Source organism: Bacillus sp. AK128 (assembly GCF_053903075.1).
The window spans coordinates 2,614,070-2,639,778 of record NZ_CP096379.1 but is presented as its reverse complement, the minus strand read 5'-3'; the positions used below and the strand labels follow the sequence as shown (position 1 = coordinate 2,639,778).

Below are 25,709 nucleotides of genomic sequence, written 5' to 3'. Positions count from 1 at the left end.
TACAGTGTTGATTTCTAGCAGGGTTGATTGAAGTGGAAGGACGCGAGACTCCTGCAAGGAAAAAGGAAAGAGCTTTTTCTCGGGAGAAGCGTGGTGAAGGAGACCCCGCAGGCGGTACGACGAGGAGGCTCCCGAACCCGCCCGCGGAAAGCGAGTGTCCTGGAACGGAAATCAACAACAAACATTAACAGAGCCTATGTATTAAAAATTAATATTGCAGATATGCATAAATTTTTAAAGGTGTGCAAATTGTAAAAAAAAGTGCAAGCCTTCTGGACTAAACCTTTACGTTTTGTCTCCTCAAACAACCATATTATAGCTATAAAATGCTAATAAAAATAATTACATTGATAGTAAAAACGTAATATCAACCTTTTTAATTACAATTTTTAAAACTTCTCATCAAATTTTAATGTTTTTTTCAGGTTTCTTTAAGATGTAATAGGTACATTATGTATAACAAAGAAATCAAAAAGGAGAAAGAGAAAAATGGGTTACTATGATGAGCATTTCCAAACTAGATCTTCTAGCACAAAAAAAGGCTTACCTAAACTATTCATATCAACAATTGCGGGAGGATGTATCGGTGCCCTTATTACTTTAATGGTGGTAACACCTACTTTTGGAGACAAAGAAGAGGACACTCCTGTAGTTGAAGGGCAAGAGAATGTGGCTGCAATGGCTAGTACGATTGAGAATGTAAGTGTAAATGTTGAAACAGAACTAACAAAAGCAATTGAAAAAGCTAGTGGGGCAGTTGTTGGAGTTATTAATATTCAAAATAATAGAATGCTTGAGCCTGATCAAGAAGCAGGTACTGGTTCAGGTGTGATTTATAAAAACGAAAATGGAAAGGCCTTTGTGGTTACAAATAGTCATGTTATTGAAGGGGCTAATAAAATTGAAATTAGTCTTGAGGATGGTTCGAGACTTGAGGGTAAATTACTTGGTAGTGATATCTTCATGGATTTGGCTGTCATCGAGATCGACGGAACGAAGGTTGAGCATGTTGCAACATTTGCCTCATCTGAATCTCTTAAGCTAGGTGAACCTGTTATCGCAATTGGGAATCCGTTAGGGCTAGAGTTTTCAGGTTCTGTTACACAAGGGATTATTAGTGGACTTGATCGCTCAATTCCTGTTGACTTAAACCAAGATGGAGTGGCTGATTGGGAAGCGGATGTTATCCAAACTGATGCTGCGATTAATCCAGGTAATAGTGGAGGAGCGTTAATTAACATAAACGGTGATGTGGTTGGAATCAATTCGATGAAAATTAATCAAACTGCGGTTGAAGGAATTGGCTTTTCCATACCTATTTCAATTGCTGAACCAATCATCTCGAGCTTAGAACTTCACGGTAAGGTAAAAAGACCTTACTTAGGAGTAGCTAGTCGATCGTTATCAGATGTAGCGAGCTACCATTGGCAACAAACCTTCCATCTACCGGAAGACATAACGGAAGGTGTCTTCATCGAACAGGTAGGAACTGCATCCCCAGCCGCTCAAGCAGGCCTTCAAGAAATGGATGTCATTACAGAGTTAGATGGCCAGAAAATCAAAACGGTAGTAGAACTGCGAAAGTTCTTATATTTGCAAAAGCAAGTAGGGGAAGAAATGGTTATTACCTTTTATCGAAATGGAGAAAAGCAAGAAGCAAAAATGACACTAGAAGAAGTGCCTACGAGTCAATCATAACAAGAGAGAGAGAGCTATCATAGTTGATGATAGCTCTTTATTCATCAAGTCAACTGGTTCAGTTACTTGAAACAACACTCATAATCATACTATTATTATAGTAAAAAGGGAGCAGGGGTACATGAAGAGGATTTTAATCATTGAAGATGAAAAAAATATTACTCGGTTCCTAGAGTTAGAGCTTAAATATGAAGGATATGAGGTAAGTTCAGCAGAAAATGGCAGAGCTGGATTGGAAAAAGCTATTGCTGAAGAGTGGGATTGTATATTACTAGATTTAATGTTACCTGAGCTTAATGGATTAGAGGTATGTCGTCGAATAAGAACGGTTAGATCAACACCTATTATCATGATTACTGCCCGCGATAGTGTAATGGACCGAGTATCAGGTTTAGATAGTGGTGCAGATGATTATATTGCTAAACCGTTTGCAATTGAAGAGCTGTTAGCACGGATTCGTTCGGTACTTAGAAGAGGTTCCGTAAATAATGAACAACAGGAGGAAACCGAATTAACGAACCGCCAGCTTGTTTTAAAAGTAAGGGCAAGACAACTCCTCAAAAATGGAGAATTAATTGATTTGACGAAAAGAGAGTACGAGCTTTTATACATGTTTATGACAAATCAAAATATTGTATTAAGTCGTGAAGCCCTTTTAAATAAGGTTTGGGGTTATGAAACAGAAGTGGAGACAAATGTGGTGGATGTTTATATTCGGTATTTACGAAATAAAATTGATAGTGGCGAAACAGAAAGCTATATTCAAACTGTTCGGGGCACTGGTTATGTGATGAGAGCATGAAATTCATTCATTTTTTTAGAAGTATACCACTAAAATGGAGACTAACACTATCGACTTCCTTACTAATGGTGCTTACCTTCATTTTATTTAGTTTTGCGCAGTATGGAATCCTGTATAACTGGTTGCTAGGACAGGAGAGAGAAGCTGTCATTAAAACAAGGAATGAAGTGGCTGCCTATTACCAGCAGGTTAATAGACCCTTTCAAGAAATAAATGTTAGGGATATGGAAAATCTACTGCTAAAACTTAATGACAAGGATCAAATCATTCGGATCCTTGATATTAATCATAATATTGTAATCTCTGTATCTAATGATTTTCCGCAGCAGCTTGCTACAGTCAACTATCCGACAAGAGACGGAATTGAGCAATTTCAATATGGTGGGGACCGTTATCTAGTAGCATGGGAGCATGTGAATTCAAGGTCCTTTCAAGGGACTGTGGAGGTAGTGAGAAACCTTACTTCGTTTGAGGAATTAATCCATATTATTTTAATGATTTTAATTGGGTTTACTACTGCTACAATCTTAATTAGTCTAGTAAGTGGATTGTTTATTTCAAGACAATATATAAATCCTATTAAAGAGTTAAACCAAACGATTAGAAGAATCAAAAGTGAAGGATTTCAAACAAGAGTGAAGGAATCTCAGCATGAGGATGAATTTAGAGAGCTTACCACTATTTTTAATGAAATGATGGATAGGGTAGAGGGAACCTTCCAACAACAGAAGCAATTTGTCGAAGATGCTTCACATGAGCTTCGAACTCCAATTGCGGTAATTGATGGTCATCTTGCTCTATTGCACAGATGGGGAAAGAATGATCCTGAGGTACTAGAAGAATCATTACAAGTATGTAAATCTGAAATTGATCGCTTACAAAAGTTGGTCCTAGAACTGTTGGAGCTAACTAGATCAGAATCAATAGAAGAGTCAGAGGTAACCCCTATTTTTATCAATGATGTGATTGGACAAATAACTAGGAATTTTTCCGTGTTGCATACAAACTTTACCATTGAATTCCATGATGAAACTAATTTAGATAGTAAGGTCCGGATTTCAAAGCATCATCTTGAACAAATTCTCCTAATTTTATTGGATAATGCAGTAAAATACTCTCTTGAAGATAAACGGATTAAGGTAAGTATTTATAAAAATGTTGAGGGAATTCAAGTAGAAATAAAAGATCATGGAATGGGAATTTCAGATAATGACATTAATAAAATCTTCCATCGTTTTTACCGAGTTGATAAAGCAAGAAGTCGAGAAAAAGGTGGAACGGGGTTAGGTTTATCAATTGCAAAAAGATTGGTAGAAAAATATGGAGGTTCAATAACCGTCAAAAGCAGGGAAGAAGCTGGATCAACATTTACAATTCAATTCCCAATTGTTCAATAAACATCAATGGAAAGAATCTCTTTCCGTTGATGTTTTTTAAAATTAAAGGGACGTTTCATCAGGTTTAGAATACCTATTTTACCATTTGACTTGATTCCATATCAAAAAAATGAAACAAAGAGTAATTTATGATAAAGTTACGATAGAAAATCATAAAGCGAAAAATCGGGAGTGAACGATTAGTGGTTGAACATAGAAAGCCGATACAAGTAAGTGAAGCTGTTCAAAGAGTGATGAAATATGCAAAGAGCGGAGAGGTAGAAGCCGTTTCAATTATGGAAGCCTATGGTCGTTATTTAGCTGAGGACCTAATTGCAACACATCATGTACCTCCCTTTGACCGTTCTCCGTATGATGGGTTTGCCATCCGTTCAGTTGATAGCCAGCTAGCTTCTTTACAGAATGCGGTTGAGTTTGAAGTGATTGAAGAAATAGGTGCTGGTTATGTTGCATCTGAGGAAGTACAACCGTTTCAAGCAGTTAGGCTTATGACAGGTGCACAAATGCCAATAGGGTGTGATGCGGTTGTAATGCTTGAACTAGTTCGAGAGTCGGAACGAAATGGTAAAAAGTATATGAGTATAAAACGTAAATATCATCCTGGAGATAATGTCTCGTTTGAAGGAGAAGATACTCAAAAAGGAACGGTTCTTGTGCAAAAAGGAACGAAAATTAACCCTGGAGTACAGGCGCTTTTAGCTACCTTTGGTTATGGAACAGTTCAAGTCGCAAAAAAACCTAAAATTGGAGTAATCGCTACAGGAACAGAACTTCTTGAGGTGAATGAGGAATTACAGCCAGGAAAAATTCGAAATAGTAATGCCTATATGATTTGTGCACAAATTAAAAGGAGTGGGGGAATCCCGCAATATTTTGGTGTTTTACCTGATGATTTTGAGCATTGCTTTGAGATGATTAAGACTAGCATAGATAAGGTAGATTTTTTGATTACAACAGGTGGCGTATCAGTTGGTGATTATGATTATTTGCCAGATATATATAGTAAGCTGGGAGCGAATGTTCTCTTTAATAAAGTAGCAATGAGACCAGGAAGTGTTACGACAGTTGCAGAGTTAGAAGGTAAATTGTTATTCGGTTTATCAGGTAATCCCTCAGCATGTTACGTAGGATACGAGCTTTTTACTAGACCTATTGTTCAAACGCTTTTATTTAACTTAAAGCCACATTTGTTAAAGGTGCAAGCAACACTGGACGAAAGCTATCCAAAGCCAAATCCATTTACTCGATTTGTTAGGAGTCGAGTAGTCTATGTGGAGGACGAATTGAGAGTTGCCCCAAGTGGATTTGATAAGTCTAATGCAGTTTCTTCCTTGGCTTCGGCTAATGCTTTTATGATACTTCCTGGAGGAACAAGAGGGTATGAGAAGGGGATGTTAGTAGAAGTTCTTCTTCTTGAAACAGAAGAAGGTAGTGAATGGCCGTGGGATTAAAACTGCCTATCCTGCAGATTGTCGGATTTCAAAATAGCGGGAAAACAACACTAACAGAAAAGCTAGTGAGAGAATTAAGTAATAATCAGTATAAAGTTGGAACAATTAAGCATCACGGGCATGGTGGTGCTCCAAAGCTAGGGGATGAAGGAAAAGATACCGCAATTCACCGGCAGGCAGGTGCAGCTGTGGTAACAGTTGAAGGAAACGGTACAATTCAACTAACCTCTCAACAGCAAAATTGGGATCTAAATAAAACAATTTCTCTTTATGAATCGTTTTTACTAGATATAATTGTAATAGAAGGATATAAAAAAGAGCCTTATCCAAAGGTGGTCCTAATTAGAAAGAAAGAAGATTTGGAACTATTAAACAAGGTATCTAATATACTTTGTGTGGTATCTCAAATTCCTCTGTCTACAAAGGAGAGCTACAGCTTTCCATGGTTTTTAAGATCTGATGAGGAATCATATTTATCATTTTTATTGCAGAAAGTGAGGGGCTGACTTTGAGCCTTAAATTATTTGAAATTATTACGGAACCTATTGAAACACAGACAATTATTGATAAGGTAGTGGATCGTAATGCGGGAGCAATTACCACCTTTATTGGTACGGTCAGGGAATTAACATTTGGTAAGAAAACTCTTTACTTAGAATATGAATCTTATATTCCAATGGCCGAGAAAAAGCTAGAAGAAATTGGTGAAGAAATTCAACAAAAGTGGAAAGATGCAAAAGTTGCCATTACCCATCGTATCGGTCGCTTAGACATTACAGATATAGCTGTAGTTATTGCTGTTTCGACACCTCATCGTAAAGATGCATATCAAGCAAATGAATATGCTATTGAGCGGATCAAAGAAATCGTTCCTATATGGAAAAAAGAGCATTGGGAAGACGGCGAAAAATGGATTGGCAATCAACTCGAAACAAAAGAATATCCAAAAGGGCATCCAGAACAGGAGGACCTAACATGATTCAAGTATTACTATTTGCAAACTTGAAAGATCAGGCTGGTTCAGAAAAACTAACAATTGAAGCGACTCAACTTACGGTAAAAGAATTGTTACAGACATTGGAAGAAAAATACTCCCTAACTAGCTTAGAGCAAGTTATGGTAGCGGTTAACGAAGAATATTCCGTTGGTGAGGATATAGTGAAATCCGGAGATGTGGTTGCATTAATACCTCCAGTAAGTGGAGGGTGAGAAGCTCTTATATCTTTAATTAATTATATCGTGAAAGCCCTATACTGAATCAACATAATTAAAGCGCATTGGATTAAATTCCAGTGCGCTTTTTATACATTCAAAAAATGAGACGATCTATTCATTCTACGAGCAAATGAATAAAATTCCACTCCTCTTTTTAATTTAGGCTACTTATATAGAGTATATTTTGTGAAAACTTGGAACGGAGGGTTGAAAAGGTACACAGGAACCAGCCTCTATTTTTAAAAAAGGATATTCCCTCTAAAAGAGGAATAATTTAGATTAAGAATACTATTTAGAATCGAACGTAAAATGGAGGAGTAAAAATGAAGGCAGTGGTCGTATCAGAGTTTGGGAGTTCTGATGTATTAAAAGTTGCAGACGTAGAGATTCCAAGTATCCAGCCCAGAGAAATTCTAATAAAGGTGGATGCAACAAGTGTCAATTATGCTGACATTAAAGCAAGGAATGGTCAAAAAGGAGCTGGAAACCCTCCGTTTATTCCAGGGTTGGATGCAACTGGTGTGATTGAGGAAGTAGGTTCAGAGGTAAGTGAACTGAAGGTTGGACAGCGTGTCATTTCTTTTCCTCACAGTGGTACCTATTCCGAATACGTTGTAGCTAGTGAGTTACTTGCCTTCGAAATTCCTGATTCCATAAGTGTGGAACTAGCAGCCGGAGCGCCCATTGTCTCATTTCTTTCCTATACACTATTGGCTGACTTAGCAAAAATTGAAAAAGGGGATACAGTTGTGGTCCATTCCGCTGCAGGGGGAGTAGGGTCAACAGCCGTTCAATTTGCGAAACTACTCGGAGCAGGAAAAGTAATTGGTACTGTTGGAAATATGGCTAAAGCTGAAATTGCCTTTGAAGCTGGAGCCGATCATGTTTTCTCTTATGAAGAGGGTAGTTTCTCAGATGAAGTGAATGCAATTACAGGTGGGACTGGCGCCGATATTATCTTAGATTCAATGGCGGGAAATGTAACCGCTCAAAGCTTAGAGTGTTTAGCACCGTATGGTCGATTAATTAACTTTGGGAATTCTAGTGGGAAAGCAGGAGTTTTTAATACTTCAGATGTCCACGCCAGTTGTCGCTCCGTAATTGGTTTCAGCTTAGGTACGACAAGAAAAAAACGTCCAGAACTCATGTCTAGAATTGCGAGAAAGGTGATCCCGTATTTAAGTGATGGAAAGATAAATATAAAGATAGGAAAGCTGTTCTCATTAGATGAAGCGTCGCAAGCTCAACTCTGGATTGAAAGCCGTCAAAGTGTTGGTAAGGTTCTTTTGAATGTTAGGTAAAAACGACTAGAGGTGAGAATAGAAATGAAGGTAATTCGGACATACGATGGAGAGTTAATTGCTAGGTTGAATGGATCTGTTCATAATCTACATTACGAATTATATCCAAACTATTTCAAACCTTATGATTTCGAATCAATGAAACAGTTTTTTATAGAAATTATAAATGATTCTAAATTTTTGTTTCTTATTGTACAAGAGAATAATGAATCTTTGGGGTATGCATGGATTGAATTTAGGACATATCCGGAAACAGTCTTTACAAAATCCTATCAATCTACTTATGTACATCAAATCTGTGTTAATAGCTCTTGTATGAGCAAAGGGTATGGAAGTAGATTAATGGAAGTAGTATACGAAACTGCACAAAAAAGATCAGATGGGTTAGTAGAACTTGATTATTGGAGTAAAAATCAAAACGCTAAGAATTTTTACAATAAACAAGGTTTTACTTCTAACAGAGAATACGTAATCAAGAAATTATAGAAGATCAAAATAGAAAGCGCGTTATTTGTTGTATAACTACAAATGACGTGCTTTTCTATTAATTTGGAACTTTGAAATTTATTATATTTGGATAACCAAGTGTCTAGTTCATGGTCATCCCGGCCCGGAGTCCAGACAAGGTGAAATTGTAATAATCTTTGCAAACTCTTCCTACCTCGAAAGAAAAAGAAGATTATTTTTTTCGATTAATAACACTTTTTCTCGTTTAGAAGTTGTGCTGGTTAAGGTAAGTCGGGTTCTTACTCCTTTTCGAGGTCTAGCAAAGTAAAAATGTAGCAAGACGAGTGTGTGAAGGCAGATATGGAGAGTTTCGTTCACACTCAAGTACACTGTGAGTAGACAGGCTTTAAAAAGATAAATGTGAAATTTTTTTAAAATAATGATTAGCATAGAGAGTCTACTATATAGGTTTTGTCAATAGGAATACAGTGTTATATATAGTTTTCTAACTAGTCTGTAAAATAATATTTAGTAACCGCTTTCTGATAGAGAAAATGATGATTTAACTAGATTTACATATTAGGATGGAGGTTGGAAATATTGTTTAAAAAATTTTCCGCTTTAAGTTTTACAATAAAGGTCAGCTTTTTAGTAGTCAGTATTGTATTTATTACAACGATAACATTAGGAGTTACTTCATATTATATTGCCAAACAGAATTTAGTAGAAGCGGGTAAAGAAAATCTGGTCAATATTTTACAAGGGGCAAAAGGGACCATTGAATTGCTAGATAAAGAAGTACAAGCGGGACGGATGTCTGTAGAGGAGGCTAAAGAGTTAGCAAGGCTACAAATACTCGGACCTGAAATAGAAAAGGAGGATCAAACGAAAGCTAGAGACTTTTCAACATCTCCTTTTGTATATAAAAACTCTGGTTATGTATTTGCCTTCACACTTGATAGCATTGCGCAACTACACCCTTCATTGGAAATTGGTCATGACGCTTCGACGTTAAAAGATGAGCAGGGAAATACAATTATTCCGGACATGGTAAAAATTTCTTCAAATCCTGAACTCTCAGATAGGTTCTATGAATATATGTGGATGAATACGGGAGAAAAGCAATCTAGGCATAAAATTGCATATGTAGAACGAGTGGACCAATGGGACTGGATGATCGGTATAGGAGCATACGAAGAGGAATTTTATCAATCTCTAAATAATCTTCGAAATTACATTATCGGAATAGGTGGAGTTATTTTTATAGGAAGTTTTATTCTGTTCTTCTTGTTTATGAGAAAACCTTTAAGTGAGATTAAGGAAATGAGTATTATGGCAAAATCTATTTCAGCGGGAGACCTAACTATATTACCACTTAAGACTAATCGCCATGATGAACTAGGACAGTTATCAAATGCATTAAATTCGATGCTAAGTAATTTACAGAACCTTGTTCAAAAAATAGCAGATACTAGTAAAAACGTAGTCTCTTTTTCTGATGAATTATATGCAAGTTCTGAACAAAGCACACGAGCTTCTCAGAGTATAACAAGTTCTATTCAAGATTTAGCAGAGGGAAGTGATAAACAGTTATATGAGGCTGAGTCGAGTGCTACTGCAATGAAAGAAATTGCGTTAAGCATCAGAGAAGTATCAACTACTTTGGAGTCAACAAGTAATTTGACAACAACAAGTGCAAATGTAGCTAATCTTGGTAATGAATCAATTAAGAAAGCAGTATACCAAATGGAAAAAGTTAATCAATCAATGATTAAAACGTCGAGTGTTAGCAAAAGATTAGGTGAACGTTCTGAAGAAGTTGGTGACATTTTAAAAATGATTACAGACATAGCAGGACAAACAAACCTTCTTGCTTTAAATGCGGCAATTGAAGCAGCAAGAGCTGGAGAAGCAGGAAAAGGATTTGCAGTTGTTGCTTCGGAGGTAAGAAAACTAGCTGAACAGTCATCCATCTCTGCAAATAAGATTACTAATATTATTCAACAAATTCAACAGGACACGAACGAATCTTTCCTATCAATAACAGAGGTTTCAAAGGAAGTCACAGAAGGAATGGGCATTGTAAACGAAGCCGGGGGAATCTTCGAAAAGATTGTTGATTCTGGAAAGCAAATTGCCGAGCAGTTAAATAACATAACAGCTGCTTCTCAGCAAATAACGATCAGCTCTGAACAGGTAACTCAGTCTCTAGAAGGAATGAATAATATCTCCACAATAACATCAGAAAACGCACAGTTAGTGGTAGCTTCAACAGAAGAACAATTAGCCTCTATGCAGGAAATAACTTCTTCCTCTGAAAGTCTAAACCAAATGGCCTTAGAACTACAAGAGACAATTAAGAAATTCAAGATATAATAAAGTGAAATGAAAAGAGGACTTCTTAAGATTTTCTGGGAGTCCTCTTAATTTATTTACTCTCTTTTCTGAAACTTTGTTGTTTTATTGGATGTTACAACCAGTTTTATAAGCTAATTTAGTATTGATTAGAAAAGAGCAACTCTCTTTATGTAGAGGAACAGCTTAATACTTAGGAGAAAATCCTGCTTTTGGGATTTTTACAAAAAGCAATACTCTATACGAAAACAGCCTTTATTGAATAGCCCCTCATTTTATGAATTTAATTTTAATCTTATGGTTTCAGAATGCCTCAAATGTTATAAACTTTAATGGTAATATATTTTTTTGATTAAAAGGAGCAAAAAATGAATTCTATAAAAATTAGAAAGCTGAATAAAGAGGAATCTCCACCTATGGAGTTATTGCTTCTTGCAGACCCCTCAAGAGAAGCAATTCAGGGATATTTAAAAAGTGGGGATTGTTACATTGCGGAATTAAAGGGGGAGGTAGTAGGGGTATATATTACAACACCGATAAAAGAAGATACGATTGAATTAATGAATGTGTCAGTGAAGGAAACAATGCAGGGGAAAGGAGTAGGAAAGCAGTTAGTAACTCATGCAATTAAGGTGGCACGAGAGAAAGGTTATAGAAAAATTGAAGTGGGAACTGGAAATTCGAGTATCAATCAATTAGCACTCTATCAAAAATGTGGTTTCAGAATGGAACGAATTAATCAGGATTATTTTATTAAAAACTATCAAGAAGAAATTTTCGAAAATGGTATCCAATGTATAGATATGGTACGGCTTTCTCAAAAATTAGTTAAATAAAACCCACTTCGAGGAAGTGGGTGTGTTTAGATAATTATTTTAACATAGAAATTAGTGTTCTGTTTCTTTTCTCTTTGTCTAATTCTGTAGCAAGATCATATTTTTTTAGTAAATGAAAAATTTCATTTAATTCAGATTGACTAGGACTTTGAGATAAAAACCTCTCAATCAAACTGTATAATTCATTAGTTAAAAATGGTTGTTGAGCTGTTAATTTATTTTTAACATCCTCTATAGAATGATTAATATTGCAACTACTCATAGTTTAACCCCCTATGTGTGACATTTCAACTTTGCTTCGATCTCTCGTCACTTGACCACGTTCCTCTGAATATCGGTCTTTCCTACCATTCCAAAGGTTTTGGAGGTAAGCTGCAAGCTCTTTTTCAGAAAGCTCTGAACGTAATGGAGTCCTAATATCATGTCCAGCTGTAGCAAATAAGCAAGTATAAAGTTTACCTTCTGCAGATAATCTTGCTCGATTACAAGAAAAGCAAAATGCATCTGAAACAGAAGAAATCACTCCAACTTCATCTTTGGAACCGGTGTAACGGTACCTGCTTGCTACTTCACCTGGATAGTTGGGTGCAATTGCTTCTAGTGGCATTACCTTATTAATGTCCTCAATAATTTGTTTCTTCGGATAAACATCATCAAGCTTCCATTGATTTGTATTGCCTACATCCATAAACTCAATAAAACGGAGAATATGGCCTTTTTCTCTGAAAAATTTAGCCATCGGGATAATCTCATCTTCGTTCATCCCTTTTTTCACAACCATATTAATCTTTACTTGAATACCAGCATCGGAAGCAGCATCAATACCGTCTAGAACAGTTTGAACGGAAACACCTCGACCATTAATTTTTCCAAACACTTCATCCTTTAAAGAATCTAAACTTACAGACACACGTTGTAGCCCAGCTTCTTTAAGTGTTTTAGCATATTTAGGTAGGAGCGAACCGTTAGTGGTCATCGCAATATCATCAACACCTTCAATTCCACTAATTTTGGAGATTAAAAGATGTAAGTCCTTTCTCATTAAAGGCTCACCACCTGTTATTCTAATCTTTTGAACACCTAGTGCATTCACAAAAATCCGAGTTAAGCGCTCTAGTTCTTCAAAAGAAAGGAGTTGATCCTTCTTCAAAAATTCATAATCAGGTCCAAAGATTTCAGCTGGCATACAATAGGTACATCGAAAATTACATTTATCAGTAACAGATAAACGTAAATCTCGTAAAGGTCTATTAAGCTGATCAAGTATTTTGGGTTTAGTCAACTTAGAAAGCTCCTCCTTTCTTATTCCTGTACAATTCTATGTTCATGAGAGTATACATTAAATGATTGGCCACGTATAAAGCCAACCGCTGTTATATTCAAATCATTAGCCAATTTAATCGCTAAGTCAGTTGGGGCAGATTTAGATAAGACGATTCCAACTCCGATTTTTGCAGCTTTTAGTAAAACCTCGGATGAAATTCTTCCACTAAAGACTATAACTTTATCACGAACAGGAAGACGATTCAATAAACTATATCCATATAACTTATCAAGTGCATTATGTCTACCGATATCAGTTCTACTAACAATCATTTCATCTGGACTACAGAGGGCTGCGTTGTGAACACCGCCTGTTTGTTGAAATACTTTACTACTATGTTGCATGTCATTCATAAGTTTAATACATTGTGAAGGTGTTAGCGTCGAAGTAGAAGTTGAAGTTTTTGCTGTCTTTGCATCGTTATGGAAATAAAACTGTCTACTTTTACCACAACAAGATCCGATAAAGCGTTTAGAGTAATATTCTTGACTTGTAGTAATATCAGCGTGCAATTCAACGTATGCATAACCCTTGTCCTCGTTGATATTTATAGATTTAATGTCATCTCTAAAGCGAATTACACCTTCAGATGCCAAGAAACCAATTACCATTTCGTCAAAATGAGTTGGTGTACAAACCATTGTGGCGAATTCCATATTATTCACAAAAATAGTAAGTGGGAACTCTAAAACAATTTCATCTTCATGTTCCTGAAGTTTTCCGTCAGTATATTTAACAATCCTTTGAATGTTACTCATTCTTTGAGTCATTATAATCACCCAGTCTCTAAGATTAATAAAAATATAAACATAGAAAAGCAAAAGAAACAAGTAATAAGAACTATGGGAGTTTTTTACAATTAAATAGTTTTAAAAAAAGTATTGCGAGGTTCGTTTGATGGTGGTAATATGTTTTTACAAAGTTCATAAATTTGTAACATGTTGATACAGAGATAGCGATCCTGTCCTCGTTTTAGGATGTTATAAATTGAAAGCGATAAACTGTTGGTCCGATAGTAGCGTAACCTGCTTGAAACTAACCGTCATTTCTAGCTTAGTGGCATACTTCTACTGTATGTCTAAGTATGATTGGCGGTTTTTCTTTGTTCTTTGGTAATTTATTAAGGGGGAAATCAGGGTGAAAAAGACAAAAAACCGTTGGCTTATTGCGGCTTCCGCAGTAGGTATTCACATCTCGATCGGTTCTGTCTATGCATGGAGTAATTTCACAAATCCATTAATGGACGAGTTCGGGTGGTCAGCAAGTCAAGTTCAATTAACATTTAGTATTGCGATTTTATTTTTAGGATTATCAGCTGCTTTCTTAGGTCACTTTGTAGAAAAACATGGCCCTAGAAAAGCTGGACTTTTAGCAGCTAGCTTTTTCGGGGCTGGAATTATTGGTTCTGGTTTAGCTGTTAACCTTGGATCACTACCACTACTTTACATATTCTATGGAGTGCTTGGTGGTGTTGGTTTAGGAGTAGGTTATATCGCTCCCGTTTCTACATTGGTAAAATGGTTTCCGGACCGTCGTGGTCTTGCAACTGGACTAGCAATCATGGGTTTTGGTTTCGCTGCCGCAATTAGTAGTCCAATTATGGATTCATTAATTAAGTCAGTTGGTACTGCGAACACGTTCTATATCTTAGGTATTTCTTATTTGGTAATTATGCTATTATCTTCATTATACTTAGAAAGACCTCCTGTAGATTGGGCACCGGCTGGATTTAAGGAAAAGCTTCAATCTGGTAATACTAGAATTAAAGCTGACTTATCGCAATTAACAGCTAATGAGGCTGTAAAAACATCAAGATTCTGGTACCTATGGATTATGTTATTCATCAACGTAACTTGTGGTATTGCTATTCTTTCAGCTGCAAAGCCATTAGCACAAGATAGTATTGGTTTAACAACTACTGAGGCAGCAGCTCTTGTTGGGGTACTAGGAATCTTTAATGGACTAGGTCGACTTGGTTGGGCTTCTGTTTCTGACTATATTGGACGTCCAAACACTTATACAACATTCTTTGCCTTACAAATTGTTTTATTCTTCTTCCTACCATTTACAACGGAAGCAATTTTATTCCAAGTAATGCTTGCGATCGTATATACATGTTATGGTGGTGGATTCGCTTCTATTCCTGCTTATATTGGTGACTTATTTGGTACTAAGCAGCTTGGAGCCATTCATGGTTATATCTTAACTGCATGGGCAGCTGCAGGTTTAGCAGGTCCAATGTTTGCGGCATGGATGAAGGATACAACTGGTAGCTATGCGGGCAGCTTAACATTCTTTGCAGGTATGTTCGTAGTCGCTTTAATCGTGTCTTTACTAATTCGTAAAGACATTAATAGATTACGTGCTCAGGCAGAAAATTCTAAACAAACAATAGCAGGTTAAAATCTTTCACTTCTCAATACTAATGTGGTACAATACAATTCGTGTTTTACCTTTAATTAGGTAGGAGGATATGATGAATAAGTACGAAGCTGAATTTAGCAATCTAGTACGGACTTTCAGGAAAAAGCATATGGGTAAAGGCCCAAGTAAAATTACAACTACATTTTGTAAGAATTGGGCAATATGTGAAATGGAAGGTAATCTGTCTCCTGTTGAGAAGTTTATCGCCAGCGCTGATGAAGGAAAGCAAGCGCTCCGAGCTGCTCGAACGGAAATGGTCAAGGAGATCTATCGAAAGAATCCTCCCATTGAAATGGAAGAATTTTTACAATGTAAATTTGTAGAACTATTTGTTGATATTGACATAGATCGAGATTTTGGAATGTCCATTTTCGTGTTCAATGAAGATATACAACAAAAATTCTCTAAATAACAGGTTTGGCACTTGGTAGCGTCCCTGCTAAAGACTTAACCACCGTCTCATCCAATCACTTTCTATAAAGTGGTTGGATTACGGTGGTTTTTTATTTAGCAAAAAAGAGGAATTTGTCGAAAAAACAAAATTACAATGCTAATGGTTATAAAAAACCATAGAAAAAGTCGCCTATTGATAATATGTAAAAAAGAATTGTCGTTAGGCTAGTTTTTCTAAAACTAATTTTAGTGATTAATAGATTAGGAGTGAAACACATGGGGAAAACAAAACACCAAGGACCTATTAAGGCAACTAAAGCATTACAGCCTAAACATTGGGTAAGTCCAATTCCTTTTGGTCTTGGGAAGGTAAAGCCTCACCATTTTCGCGATACAATGAAAATCGCTTGGGATAATAAAGATAACCTTGGGTATGCAACACGTATCGTTACACAAGGGGTGTGCGATGGCTGTGCATTAGGGGTATCTGGTTTGTATGATCAAACTCTTAAAGGCCCACATATGTGTACAACAAGATTAAATGTACTTAGATTAAATACAATGCCAGCACTAAAGGAAGAAATTGTACACGCAGACATTGATGAGTTGCGTAAATATAGTAGTACCGAATTAAGAAAACTAGGTCGTATTCCATATCCTTTAATCCGTAGAAAAGGTGAAAGAAAGTTTTCACGCATTACTTGGGATGATGCAATGGATATGATTGCGAACAAAATGAAAGAATTAGATCCAAAGCAATATGCGTTTTATCTGACTTCTAGAGGAATCACGAATGAATCCTATTATGTAGCAGGTAAGGTATCTCGTTTTTTAGGAGCAAACAATATCGACAATGCATCTCGTATTTGTCACTCCCCAAGCAAAACTGCTCTTAAGCGTTCCATTGGAGTGGGTGCTTCAACAGCTAATTACCAAGACTGGTTTGGTACAGATGTATTATTATTCTGGGGAAGTGTAGCATCCAATGCATCTCCGGTTTCTACAAAATATATGCTAGAAGCAAAGAAGCGTGGAACTAAGATCATTGTTGTCAACCCATATAGCGAACCAGCAATGGATAAATATTGGATTCCATCAAACATGGAATCAGCCATGTTCGGAACAAAAATTGCTGATGATTTTTACCAAGTAAATATTGGTGGAGATATTGCATTTATGCATGGAATTATGAAGCACTGGTTTGAAATGGAAGAAAATCAATATGGTTCAGCGATTAATCATGAATTTGTTAACAAGCATGTAAATGGTTACGAAGAGTTAAAAGCTACTGTTCAAGAGCAATCTTGGGAGGAGATTATTAAATCCTCAGGTATTTCTAGAGAAAGAATTGCAGAACTTGCAGAGCTTTTAGCAAAAAGTAAAAATGCTGTATTTGCTTGGGCACTAGGCTTAACCATGCACTCATTCGCAACAGATAATATCTCACAAGTAGCGAACCTTGCTTTATTACGTGGGTATTTAGGACGCAAAAACAGTGGATTAATGCCTTTCCGTGGCCATTCATCTGTACAAGGTGCAGGTGAAATGGGAGCAGATCCATTCGTATTACCAGGTGGAGATTTTGATCAAAAAACGATTGAACGGATCGAAAAGGTATGGGGCTTTGAAATCGAAAAATGGCAAGGGGATATTGTTGGGGTTACACTTGAAAATATCATGCTTCCTGAAGATAGTGAGCGTAAAACTAAGCTTTACTACTTATCAGGTGGTAACTTCTTAGAAACAATGCCTGATCCAAATTTCGTAGAAAAAGCGTTGTCTGAATTAGAGATTCGCGTTCACCAAGATATAATCTTTAACACATCTACTCTAGTCGATGCGAAGGAAGCAGTAATCGTACTTCCTGCTAAAACTCGTTATGAGCAAGAGGGTGGCGGTACTTCTACTTCTACTGAACGTATGGTATACTTCTCACCTGAAATTGAAGGAAACAAAAACGAAATTGAAGAAGCTCGTGAAGAGTGGAAAATATATATTGACCTTGCTAAGCGTGTAAAACCAGAAACAGCTCATTTAGTTGATTTTAAAGACGCTCAAGAAATTCGTGATGAAATTGCTATAGCTAATCCAAATTATGATGGAATTCAACACTTAAAGAAACAAGGGGATGTATTCCAATGGGGTGGAGCTTGGTTATGTGAAGATGGTGTATGTCCAACTCCAGATGGAAAAGGAAATCTAATCTCAGTTGAAATTCCTGACTTAAATAAGAAGGAAGGGCAATTCGTTGTTACTTCCCGTCGGGGTAAACAATTCAACTCAATGGTCTATAAGGAAACAGATCCATTTAACAATGCTGGTCGCTATGACGTACTTATGAATGCAGAGGATGCTCATAACCTAAGTATTGCTGAAGGCGAAGGAATTGTCGTTTATAATGGTTTTGGAGTATTCCAGGGAAGAGCAAAATTTGTTGATATTGCAAAAGGAAACTTGGAGGTTCACTTCCCTGAAGGAAACTTCTTACTTCCTAGAGGTAGATACGAGAAATTTGCTGGAATTCCAGATTATAATATTACTGTAACCGTTGAAAAAGCGGACCGTTACAATGCACGAAAAGATACTCAATACCTTGAAAAACGTATTGATGATCTAGAAGTAGATGCACCAGCATAATAAGTTTGAAGAAGAGGCTGGGACATAAGTATTCCAGCAAGTGATAAACCCGAACAATTTGGTGATATTTTGATGTATCTTTCACCTACTAGTTCGGGTTTTTATTTGATACTTTCAATCGATTTATTAATTTGCATACTATTTTTAAAACCTAGTGGAATGGAGCGGAAGACACTTGACTCCTGGAGCGACCGAGCCTAGGTCGTAGCATATAGCGGGTGGGATTCCCGTCGAGAAAGAACTAACCATTCGCTCGTAGCGAGTCTTGGAGAGTAATTGGTAACAATTACTTTTAAGCGTAGACAGCTAGGTAATGGGCCGTAAGCCGAGAGGTTGAAGGGATTGAGCTTCGAAATGAGTGTGAGTTGGGAAGGCCGATGCGTTCAGGGGTGCAGAAGGCAATATTGTAATTTTCGCTAAGGTGAGAGGATTACAACTTCCTCGGAGTCGATGACCATGGCACGTTATACATTGATATGTTACGGCAACTCGGGAGAACCTTTAGGTCTTATCTGTCAAGGATAAGTAATGACGAACAAGCGATAACAAAGTAAGGGCTGTCAAATGCCTAAAGGTAGTCGGATAGTGTCATAGTACCAATGAAGTTCGGTAATTCGAACGGAGGAAAGGACACTACCCGTCATCACCCTTGATTGGGAAACATTAACTACACGTAGAGGTAGGGGAATAATGGAAACAAAACTTGATAGGATAGCAGAATTAGCAAGAACCAATCATGATATGAAGTTCACAACTCTTGCGCACTTATTAACGGAAGATAATCTCAAACAATGTCACCATGAACTAAAAAGTGGCAAAGCTACAGGTATAAATGGAGTCACTAAAGAGAAATATGGCGACAAGTTAGATGATAACATCAACAGTCTAGTAAAACGATTAAAGAGTAAGAGTTATCGACCTGTACCTGTTAAAAGGACATACATTGATAAGCCTGGGTCGAAGACTAAACGACCTCTGGGTATTCCAGACCACGAGGATAAAATCGTTCAGCGTGCGGTAACTAAAATCTTGAACGCTATTTACGAGAATGACTTCCTTGATTGTTCTTTTGGATTCCGACCAAATAGAAACTGCCATGATGCGTTAAAGATTCTGAATGTCTATATAGAAAACAGATTTACTAATTATGTAGTTGACGCAGATATAAAAGGATTCTTTGATAATGTGGATCATGAGTGGATGATGAAATTCCTAAATCACCGTATTAATGACCCGAGCTTCCTAAGGATTATCCGCCGTTTCTTAAAGGGAGGGTATATGGAGGAAGGTAAGTATATTGATACAGACAAAGGAACACCCCAAGGGGGTGTCATATCACCCATTCTCGCTAATGTATATCTTCATTATGTCCTCGATTTATGGTTTGAGAAGGTGGTCAGAAAGCAGTGCAAAGGTCAAGCTTATATGGTTCGTTACGCTGATGATTTTGTGTGCTGCTTTCAACTGCGTAGTGATGCTGAAAACTTCTACAAAGCTTTAATCGAGCGACTTGAAAAGTTTAGCCTTGAAGTAGCGGAGGATAAAACCAAAATCATTACCTTCGGTAGATTTGCCGAAAGTGAGTTTAGAAGAAATGGTCAAGGCAAACCACCTACATTCGACTTTCTAGGTTTTACTCACTACTGTAGTAAAAGTAAAAGTGGACAATTCAGAGTCAAACGTAAAAGTAGTCAAAAGAAGGTCAGAGCCAAATTAAAGAATCACAAGGCTTGGTTAAAATCTCATCGTACTACCGACATAAAAGACATCATGTCTAGATTGAGTAGGTCTCTAACGGGATACTACACCTATTACTGCATTACAGACAACACTACAACAGTAAGTGGGTTTCTAGAAAGTGTAAAACGTCTGTTATTTAAGTGGATGAACAGAAGAGGTCAAAGGAAATCGTTTAGCTGGGAAAAGTTCAGCTTATTTCTAACAAAGTTTCCTTTACCTGAACCGAAGGTTAAAGTGAGCATTTATAAATTGAGAAAAGACATTAATTATATTCTGTGAATGGTGATGGGAAGAGCCGTGTGCGTTAGTAGCGCAAGCACGGTTCTGTGAGGAGTGAGGCTTGAGTTCTGAGTCAGAGAACAAAAGCCCGCTTACTCGACCGGGAGATGGAGGAAAGGTCGAGACCCCGCAGGCGCAGCCGAGGAGGCTCGACTTCCTCCCCGCGGAAAGCAAGTGTCTGCAGCGCAATGGAACGACTTTGCTTTCTAGCTTACCTAGTTAATTAGTAACAAGCAAACGAAAGCAGTACTATATTTGGTAGGTAGACTAATTTAGAGATTATTCGGCTTTGGGACTGGTGTATTAGGTTTTGTCCCAGTCTCTTTTTAATTTAGGGTTAACTGATTCAATTTTATTAATTAATAGCAATCATCGGCTTTTTGTAGTTTAAAATGTATAAGCAGAAAAATTTTGGCTGGAAAAATTACTCTGATTATATAAAAGAGTTTAATAATAAAGTGGCTGATTTTCTTAGTAGTGGAACAGTTTTCTAGTACTACCTTCTATTTACTAATGAGTTTATTAATCATCTAATGTACAATAAGTTTTGTAAGGAAGACAACATCCTGCATTGTTCGTAGCCTCATAAAAAAACTGAATAAATATAGATAGGAATGTCAACATCAATAACTGGATGTCATGCTCATGCTCTGGTCACAGACCGTGAGAGTACAAGAAGGTTATTTGCGACAATCGCACCTGGGGAACGTTCAGGTTTTTCTATATCGGTTACGGCAGTATGGGAGTTACATAATAATATCTTAACCCGCTCGTATTAGAGTGGGTTAATCTATTTTATCATGAGCTTGTTTATACATATTAAAAACTTCTTCATTAACGATAACTAATTTTCTGCGATGACTCAATTTCCCAACGGCTTCTCTTATAACCTTTGCTGTTGGCTTATCATCGGTGGGAACGCCACTTACAATAATTCGATCCTGGTCCACTAATACATGAATATTTTCATTAGGAAATGCTTGATTTATTTTTCCACCAATACGATTTTCAAGTAACCCATCAGTAGATATAATCTCATTGGGTTCGAACCTAGCCGGTGTTACTCCGTGTGCAAGAGGAGAAGGCTGGTAAGGGTGGTCAGCATTGGTTGGTCCCATCAATAGCAGCTGACAGCCTGATAACAAGGGGAAAAGACATAATAATAACCATTTCATCATCAAATATTACCTCCTGTTCTTATTTTGTCGAAAAACAAATGAGACATACGAAAATTGTGATTGTTTATACTAAGGTTAGTAAAAGAAAGGAGAATATGATGAAGAAAAAAGATGAAGAAAAGCATATAAATGTATCAGGCTCTTTCCAGATAGTTAATGAAGAAAGACGTGAAGAATTAGATGATGCTGAAAATAGATATGGTCTTGATGAGGAATCACTTTACTATGCTAGACAGTTTATGGAAGATTAAAATGTAAGCCATTAGGCTTGCATTTTTTAAAAGTTAATATTTCGTATTGCGAAACAAATGCATGTCGATTAAAATAGAGAAAAGTAAATATAGAATGGAAGAGTAAGAATGAAAAGACACATCGTTTTATATATGAAGGCACTTTCAGATTTTGGCACGTTTATGGACATGATTGTCTTGAATGTTGTCATCTATGCTGCAACAGGGAGTGCAACGTGGCTTGCTGCTACCCTTGCTGCTAGAACTTTAGGAGGGGTAATAGCTAGCTTATTTTCTGGTGTTGTAGCTGACAGGTTAGATCGAAGAAAAGTGATGATTTGGGCAGATATTTTACGTGGGGTTATTATCCTGCTACTAATACCATTTCCTACTCCAACAGTCATTATCATTGGATCTTTCTTAATTGGATTTATAAGTAGCTTTTTCCATGTTAGCTTTAGTTCGGAAATCCCTCAAATGTTTGGAGAAGACAAGGTACTCGAAACCAATTCATTAATTTCCAGGCTAACTTCAATTAGTTTAGTACTAGGTTTTATTGGTGCAGGTCTTATTACAGATATATTGGGTTATGAAATCACGCTGTTAATTGATGCGACGACCTATATTTTATCAGCTTTAGTATTAATGAAAGTAAAATGGGATTCAACTAGTAAGACTGCAGAACCTATAACATCAGGTATGAAGCAGAAGTTGGCTAGTATTGTGAAGGATATAAAGGAAGTATATGTTTACTTAAAGCTTCTACCTGTATTGTTTATGTTTAATTTTGTCTTTTTAATTGGGGCTTTCGCGGGAAGTTCACATAACTTAGGTATCCCTTTATTAGCAGAACAAATTGATCCGTTACGTCAAAGCTTTTACTACGGCATGATCTGGGGTGTGTGGGGAATTGGCTCTGTGTTAGCAACCTACACGCTACCTAGATTAAAGTGGTTAAAGGAAGATCGATTGTTTTCTACAGCCTACCTATCGGCTATTTTAATGTCTACGGGTTTTATTTTATTCTTATCAAATGAAGCCATTGTAATTATCCTAATCATTGCATTCTTAACTGGCCTTTTTGACGCTTCTTATACCACCTTATATTCAACGATATTACAAAAAACAGAAAACCATATTCGCGGAAGAATCTTTGGAGTGGGAATGCTACTTAAATCTTTAGGCTTTGCATTAGGGTTTATCGTTGCGCCTATCCTAATGGATGCATTTTCAATGAAAAATATGGTCTGGATTTTACATGGCACTTTTATAACTGCTACTATAGTTGCACTGATTGTAACGTTTGTTTGGAAAATGAAACAAAAGAATTTGCCAGTTGTAAAATCAACTGTGTAGACAGGGTTCCTAATTGGACCCTGTTTTCATTTTGAACGTAAATGAGAACACCTCTATACTTCTACATAATTTTTCCCCTTCCCACGCAATCTAAATTAACAGACTGTGAAGGGGGATTAAGCATGAAAAAGACCATTTTTTCTATTCTTGTCATGTTATTCCTAATTACCTTACCCTTTAACTCTATTACCACTCAGCGAGTTGATGCAATCTGGTTTCATTCTAGGCAGTTAGAAGTACATTTTATTAATGTTGGTCAGGGTGATAGTGTATTAGCCATCATGCCAAACGGAAAAAAGATGCTTGTTGATGGGGGACCTAAAGAAAGTGGAGAAACAGTAGTCAGTTATTTGAAAAAACATAATATTACTGAGCTAGATTTAGTGGTCTCTACCCACCCGGATGCAGACCATATCGGAGGGTTAATCGAAGTTCTTCAGCTGGTTAAAGTTAAGCAAATACTCGATACTGGGAAGTTTCATACTACTGATACGTACCGAGAGTATTTACAAATAATTAGAACTAAGCAAATTCCAATAAAGCTTGCAAGAATTGATAAATCTATTGAACTAGACGATAAAGTGGAAATAAACGTTCTTAATAGCTATAATGCTGTTCAAGAAAATAATGAAGCATCTGTTGTTATGAAGCTATCATTGGGGGAAATAGATTATTTACTATCTGCTGATGCAGAAGAGAATTCTGAGAAAGAGATGATTGCAAATTACCAATTGGATGCTGAAATTATAAAAGTGGCTCATCATGGCTCTGTTACTTCGACTACAGAGGAATTCTTAGATCGTGTAAGTCCCGACGTTGCAATCCTTTCTTTTGGAGAGGAGAATCCGTATGGACATCCGCATAATGAAGTAGTAGAACGATTAAAGGAGAATGGAATTGAGATGTATGCCACGGCAGGATATGAATCATTAGTGGTTAAAACCAATGGGCGATCATACAAAGTTTATTCCAAAGTGGATGATGGCGGAAAGTTAACGTCAATAAATCCTAGACCCTATGTTGGTAATTTGGCGATAACAGAACTTGATTTAAAAGCAGAAAAGGTGACAATCAAGAACAATCGTGACCACGACGTTTTAATGATGGGGTGGAAAATTTTTAGCGAGGTAGGAAGCCAAACATTTCAATTTCCGCCTAATTATGTATTAGAAGCAGGGAGATCAGTAACGATTTATTCAACGGGAAAGCCAAAAAAATTCGAAGAGCATAAACTTTGGTGGCTGGCTGAAGAGAATATTTGGAACGATGTTGGTGACCGGGCGTTATTGTATTCTCCAGGCGGCGGTCTTGCTGATTATAAAGGAAAAAAGGGTAGTTGAAATAGAAATAGGTCCTACCTGATAGGACCTATTTCTATTTAATTTCATCCTATGCCCAAGCAGCTCCTACAATAATTAATAAAATAAACAACACGACAATTAACACAAAGCTGTTTCCATAGCCTCCAACAGGAGCCACAGGTGCAGTATATCCATATCCACATCCGTACATTAATTATTCACCTCCAGTCATATGTACTATAACCTATGTAATAAAGGAATCAGGTGACCGGGCGAATACCTAGCATAAATAGTAATTTAAAAATCGTGATAAACGTCCAATCGCTAATGTGTTTTCATCATAGGATATCTGGAATCACTGATATTGGAGGTGACGTAAATGAGTGGAGTAGGTGGATATGGTGCAGGATTTGCACTAATCGTTGTCCTATTTATCCTATTAATCGTTGTAGGTGCTGGTGGTTATACTGGCACTGCTGGTTACGGTGGTTATGGATATGGTGGTTACGGATATTAAAATATAGAAACAATGAAAAAATCCCTTTAGTAAGGGATTTTTTTCATGTTAGTGATTTATATGGTTTTGACCTGTAAATTCATTAAATAAATCAGCAATATAGGTTGCTTCATCTTCTTTGAAATAGAAAATCATTTCATCTTCAATATCTTCTTCATCATGCTTCATAATGGTATGGCGATAAAGCACACCGTCACCCGTTTCAGTATCTCGACCAAGACGTAAATGAATACTATATTGATCGCGTTCTTCGTCCTCAATATGGAGGTGCTTATCGTTTGAAATCCATTCAATGGTTTCTTTGAGTGCGTCTAGATCATCCCCAACAAAATCACTATTTTCAAACGGTTCATCTCCAGTGATTTCTTCATAAAGCTCATCATCAAGATCTTCATCTAATTCACCTAAATTATCTTCTAACAGCTCATCTTCATCAAGATCCCCTATGTATTCATGAAAAGTCGCATGAACATAGCCTAAAATTTCATCCGCATCCCTAAACAGGACCTTTGACTGGATATCTAGTTCTTCATGATAATAGAACGAGAAAAACTCTTGATTAGTTGGATCGAAGCTAATGATACAAAAATCTTCTACATCATCAACAGTTTGTATAGAGAAGATATATTCTGGATTATAAGTCGTTGTATTTGTATCAAACAAGATCTCAAACTCATCAAACGACTCACATAAATCAGGTAAACTAATTCGAACTGCATTCTCCATGCGATGGAACCATTCTAAACTCATGAAAAACCCTCCTTATATTTTATTCTCTATCATCATTCCCAAATTCAGGTTCATACATAATTAAAAAGTAAAAAAACA

24 protein-coding genes and 2 pseudogenes are annotated in these 25,709 nt (G+C 36.8%); 20 read left to right on the top strand and 6 right to left on the bottom strand.

What is annotated here, in order from left to right; translation table 11 throughout:
- Positions 1 to 489: 489 nt before the first annotated feature.
- The 12 genes and pseudogenes from M1D60_RS13110 to M1D60_RS13055 all read left to right on the top strand — a co-directional run bounded on the left by M1D60_RS13110 (position 490) and on the right by M1D60_RS13055 (position 11,502).
- The gene (locus M1D60_RS13110; protein WP_456275318.1) at positions 490 to 1,698 is read left to right on the top strand and encodes a S1C family serine protease; all 1,209 of its coding nucleotides are present in this window, start codon (positions 490 to 492) and stop codon (positions 1,696 to 1,698) included.
- A gap of 121 nt (positions 1,699 to 1,819) precedes the next feature.
- A complete protein-coding gene (locus tag M1D60_RS13105; protein ID WP_456275317.1) occupies positions 1,820 to 2,500 on the top strand; it encodes a response regulator transcription factor in 681 nt (226 codons plus the stop codon).
- Positions 2,497 to 3,897 carry a HAMP domain-containing sensor histidine kinase gene (locus tag M1D60_RS13100; protein ID WP_456275316.1) on the top strand — a complete coding sequence of 467 codons (1,401 nt, stop codon included), beginning with the start codon at positions 2,497 to 2,499 and terminating at the stop codon, positions 3,895 to 3,897. The genes M1D60_RS13105 and M1D60_RS13100 overlap by 4 nt, the downstream gene beginning before the upstream one ends.
- A 182-nt stretch (positions 3,898 to 4,079) precedes the next feature.
- Positions 4,080 to 5,348 carry a molybdopterin molybdotransferase MoeA gene (locus tag M1D60_RS13095; protein ID WP_456275315.1) on the top strand — a complete coding sequence of 423 codons (1,269 nt, stop codon included), beginning with the start codon at positions 4,080 to 4,082 and terminating at the stop codon, positions 5,346 to 5,348.
- Positions 5,333 to 5,854: a molybdopterin-guanine dinucleotide biosynthesis protein B gene (gene mobB / locus M1D60_RS13090; RefSeq protein ID WP_456275314.1), complete on the top strand. Its 522-nt coding sequence runs from the start codon at positions 5,333 to 5,335 to the stop codon at positions 5,852 to 5,854. Before M1D60_RS13095 ends, mobB begins: the two co-directional genes overlap by 16 nt.
- A 2-nt stretch (positions 5,855 to 5,856) precedes the next feature.
- Positions 5,857 to 6,327, top strand: a complete 471-nt coding sequence (locus M1D60_RS13085; RefSeq protein ID WP_456275313.1) for a molybdenum cofactor biosynthesis protein MoaE — start codon at positions 5,857 to 5,859, stop codon at positions 6,325 to 6,327.
- A complete protein-coding gene (gene moaD / locus M1D60_RS13080; protein WP_456275312.1) occupies positions 6,324 to 6,557 on the top strand; it encodes a molybdopterin converting factor subunit 1 in 234 nt (77 codons plus the stop codon). The genes M1D60_RS13085 and moaD overlap by 4 nt, the downstream gene beginning before the upstream one ends.
- 329 nt (positions 6,558 to 6,886) lie before the next feature.
- Positions 6,887 to 7,864, top strand: coding sequence for a quinone oxidoreductase family protein (locus tag M1D60_RS13075; RefSeq protein WP_456275311.1), 978 nt, complete (start codon positions 6,887 to 6,889; stop codon positions 7,862 to 7,864).
- 24 nt (positions 7,865 to 7,888) lie between these two features.
- On the top strand, positions 7,889 to 8,350 hold the full coding sequence (locus M1D60_RS13070) for a GNAT family N-acetyltransferase (protein ID WP_456275310.1): 462 nt from the start codon (positions 7,889 to 7,891) through the stop codon (positions 8,348 to 8,350).
- Positions 8,351 to 8,902: 552 nt separating this feature from the next.
- Positions 8,903 to 9,697: pseudogene (locus M1D60_RS13065) on the top strand (cache domain-containing protein); the annotation flags it as partial.
- Positions 9,698 to 9,739: 42 nt separating this feature from the next.
- Positions 9,740 to 10,687 carry a methyl-accepting chemotaxis protein gene (locus M1D60_RS13060; protein ID WP_456279442.1) on the top strand — a complete coding sequence of 316 codons (948 nt, stop codon included), beginning with the start codon at positions 9,740 to 9,742 and terminating at the stop codon, positions 10,685 to 10,687.
- A gap of 356 nt (positions 10,688 to 11,043) precedes the next feature.
- The gene (locus tag M1D60_RS13055) at positions 11,044 to 11,502 is read left to right on the top strand and encodes a GNAT family N-acetyltransferase (RefSeq protein ID WP_456279441.1); all 459 of its coding nucleotides are present in this window, start codon (positions 11,044 to 11,046) and stop codon (positions 11,500 to 11,502) included.
- Positions 11,503 to 11,536: 34 nt separating this feature from the next.
- Here the strand turns inward: M1D60_RS13055 and M1D60_RS13050 are convergent, their stop codons facing one another.
- From M1D60_RS13050 to fdhD, 3 genes are read right to left on the bottom strand one after another with little or no spacing between them, the layout of a single operon-like run.
- Positions 11,537 to 11,764 (bottom strand): hypothetical protein, encoded by a 228-nt coding sequence (locus M1D60_RS13050; RefSeq protein WP_456275309.1) that lies wholly within the window; start codon positions 11,762 to 11,764, stop codon positions 11,537 to 11,539.
- A 3-nt stretch (positions 11,765 to 11,767) separates the two neighbouring features.
- On the bottom strand, positions 11,768 to 12,784 hold the full coding sequence (moaA, locus tag M1D60_RS13045) for a GTP 3',8-cyclase MoaA (protein WP_456275308.1): 1,017 nt from the start codon (positions 12,782 to 12,784) through the stop codon (positions 11,768 to 11,770).
- Positions 12,785 to 12,804: 20 nt separating this feature from the next.
- A complete protein-coding gene (gene fdhD / locus M1D60_RS13040; protein WP_456275307.1) occupies positions 12,805 to 13,596 on the bottom strand; it encodes a formate dehydrogenase accessory sulfurtransferase FdhD in 792 nt (263 codons plus the stop codon).
- A gap of 367 nt (positions 13,597 to 13,963) precedes the next feature.
- Here fdhD and M1D60_RS13035 point away from each other — a divergent pair, with 367 nt between their 5' ends.
- The 4 genes from M1D60_RS13035 (at position 13,964) to ltrA (ending at position 20,299) form a co-directional block, all read left to right on the top strand.
- A complete protein-coding gene (locus M1D60_RS13035) occupies positions 13,964 to 15,229 on the top strand; it encodes an L-lactate MFS transporter (protein WP_456275306.1) in 1,266 nt (421 codons plus the stop codon).
- A gap of 73 nt (positions 15,230 to 15,302) precedes the next feature.
- Positions 15,303 to 15,662 (top strand): DUF2294 domain-containing protein, encoded by a 360-nt coding sequence (locus M1D60_RS13030; protein WP_456279440.1) that lies wholly within the window; start codon positions 15,303 to 15,305, stop codon positions 15,660 to 15,662.
- A gap of 257 nt (positions 15,663 to 15,919) precedes the next feature.
- Positions 15,920 to 18,280, top strand: a complete 2,361-nt coding sequence (locus M1D60_RS13025) for an FdhF/YdeP family oxidoreductase (protein ID WP_456275305.1) — start codon at positions 15,920 to 15,922, stop codon at positions 18,278 to 18,280.
- A gap of 690 nt (positions 18,281 to 18,970) precedes the next feature.
- Positions 18,971 to 20,299, top strand: a complete 1,329-nt coding sequence (gene ltrA / locus M1D60_RS13020; protein WP_456275304.1) for a group II intron reverse transcriptase/maturase — start codon at positions 18,971 to 18,973, stop codon at positions 20,297 to 20,299.
- 785 nt (positions 20,300 to 21,084) lie between these two features.
- Here ltrA and M1D60_RS13015 read toward each other — a convergent pair.
- Entirely contained in the window at positions 21,085 to 21,477 is a 393-nt protein-coding gene (locus M1D60_RS13015) for a hypothetical protein (protein WP_456275303.1), read from the bottom strand.
- Between the two features lie 38 nt (positions 21,478 to 21,515).
- Here M1D60_RS13015 and M1D60_RS13010 point away from each other — a divergent pair, with 38 nt between their 5' ends.
- The 3 genes from M1D60_RS13010 to M1D60_RS13000 all read left to right on the top strand — a co-directional run bounded on the left by M1D60_RS13010 (position 21,516) and on the right by M1D60_RS13000 (position 24,403).
- A complete protein-coding gene (locus M1D60_RS13010) occupies positions 21,516 to 21,728 on the top strand; it encodes a hypothetical protein (protein WP_456275302.1) in 213 nt (70 codons plus the stop codon).
- A 108-nt stretch (positions 21,729 to 21,836) separates the two neighbouring features.
- Complete coding sequence (locus tag M1D60_RS13005) at positions 21,837 to 23,063, top strand: MFS transporter (RefSeq protein ID WP_456275301.1); 1,227 nt, start codon at positions 21,837 to 21,839, stop codon at positions 23,061 to 23,063.
- Between the two features lie 122 nt (positions 23,064 to 23,185).
- Positions 23,186 to 24,403: an MBL fold metallo-hydrolase gene (locus M1D60_RS13000; protein WP_456275300.1), complete on the top strand. Its 1,218-nt coding sequence runs from the start codon at positions 23,186 to 23,188 to the stop codon at positions 24,401 to 24,403.
- Between the two features lie 49 nt (positions 24,404 to 24,452).
- On the opposite strand, the gene M1D60_RS12995 is transcribed toward M1D60_RS13000, so the two are convergent.
- On the bottom strand, positions 24,453 to 24,575 hold the full coding sequence (locus tag M1D60_RS12995) for a YjcZ family sporulation protein (RefSeq protein WP_456275299.1): 123 nt from the start codon (positions 24,573 to 24,575) through the stop codon (positions 24,453 to 24,455).
- A gap of 168 nt (positions 24,576 to 24,743) precedes the next feature.
- Between M1D60_RS12995 and M1D60_RS12990 the strand changes: the two are divergent.
- Positions 24,744 to 24,821: pseudogene (locus M1D60_RS12990) on the top strand (YjcZ family sporulation protein); the annotation flags it as partial.
- A gap of 108 nt (positions 24,822 to 24,929) precedes the next feature.
- On the opposite strand, the gene M1D60_RS12985 reads toward M1D60_RS12990, so the two are convergent.
- Complete coding sequence (locus tag M1D60_RS12985) at positions 24,930 to 25,631, bottom strand: hypothetical protein (protein WP_456275298.1); 702 nt, start codon at positions 25,629 to 25,631, stop codon at positions 24,930 to 24,932.
- Positions 25,632 to 25,709 lie beyond the last annotated feature (78 nt).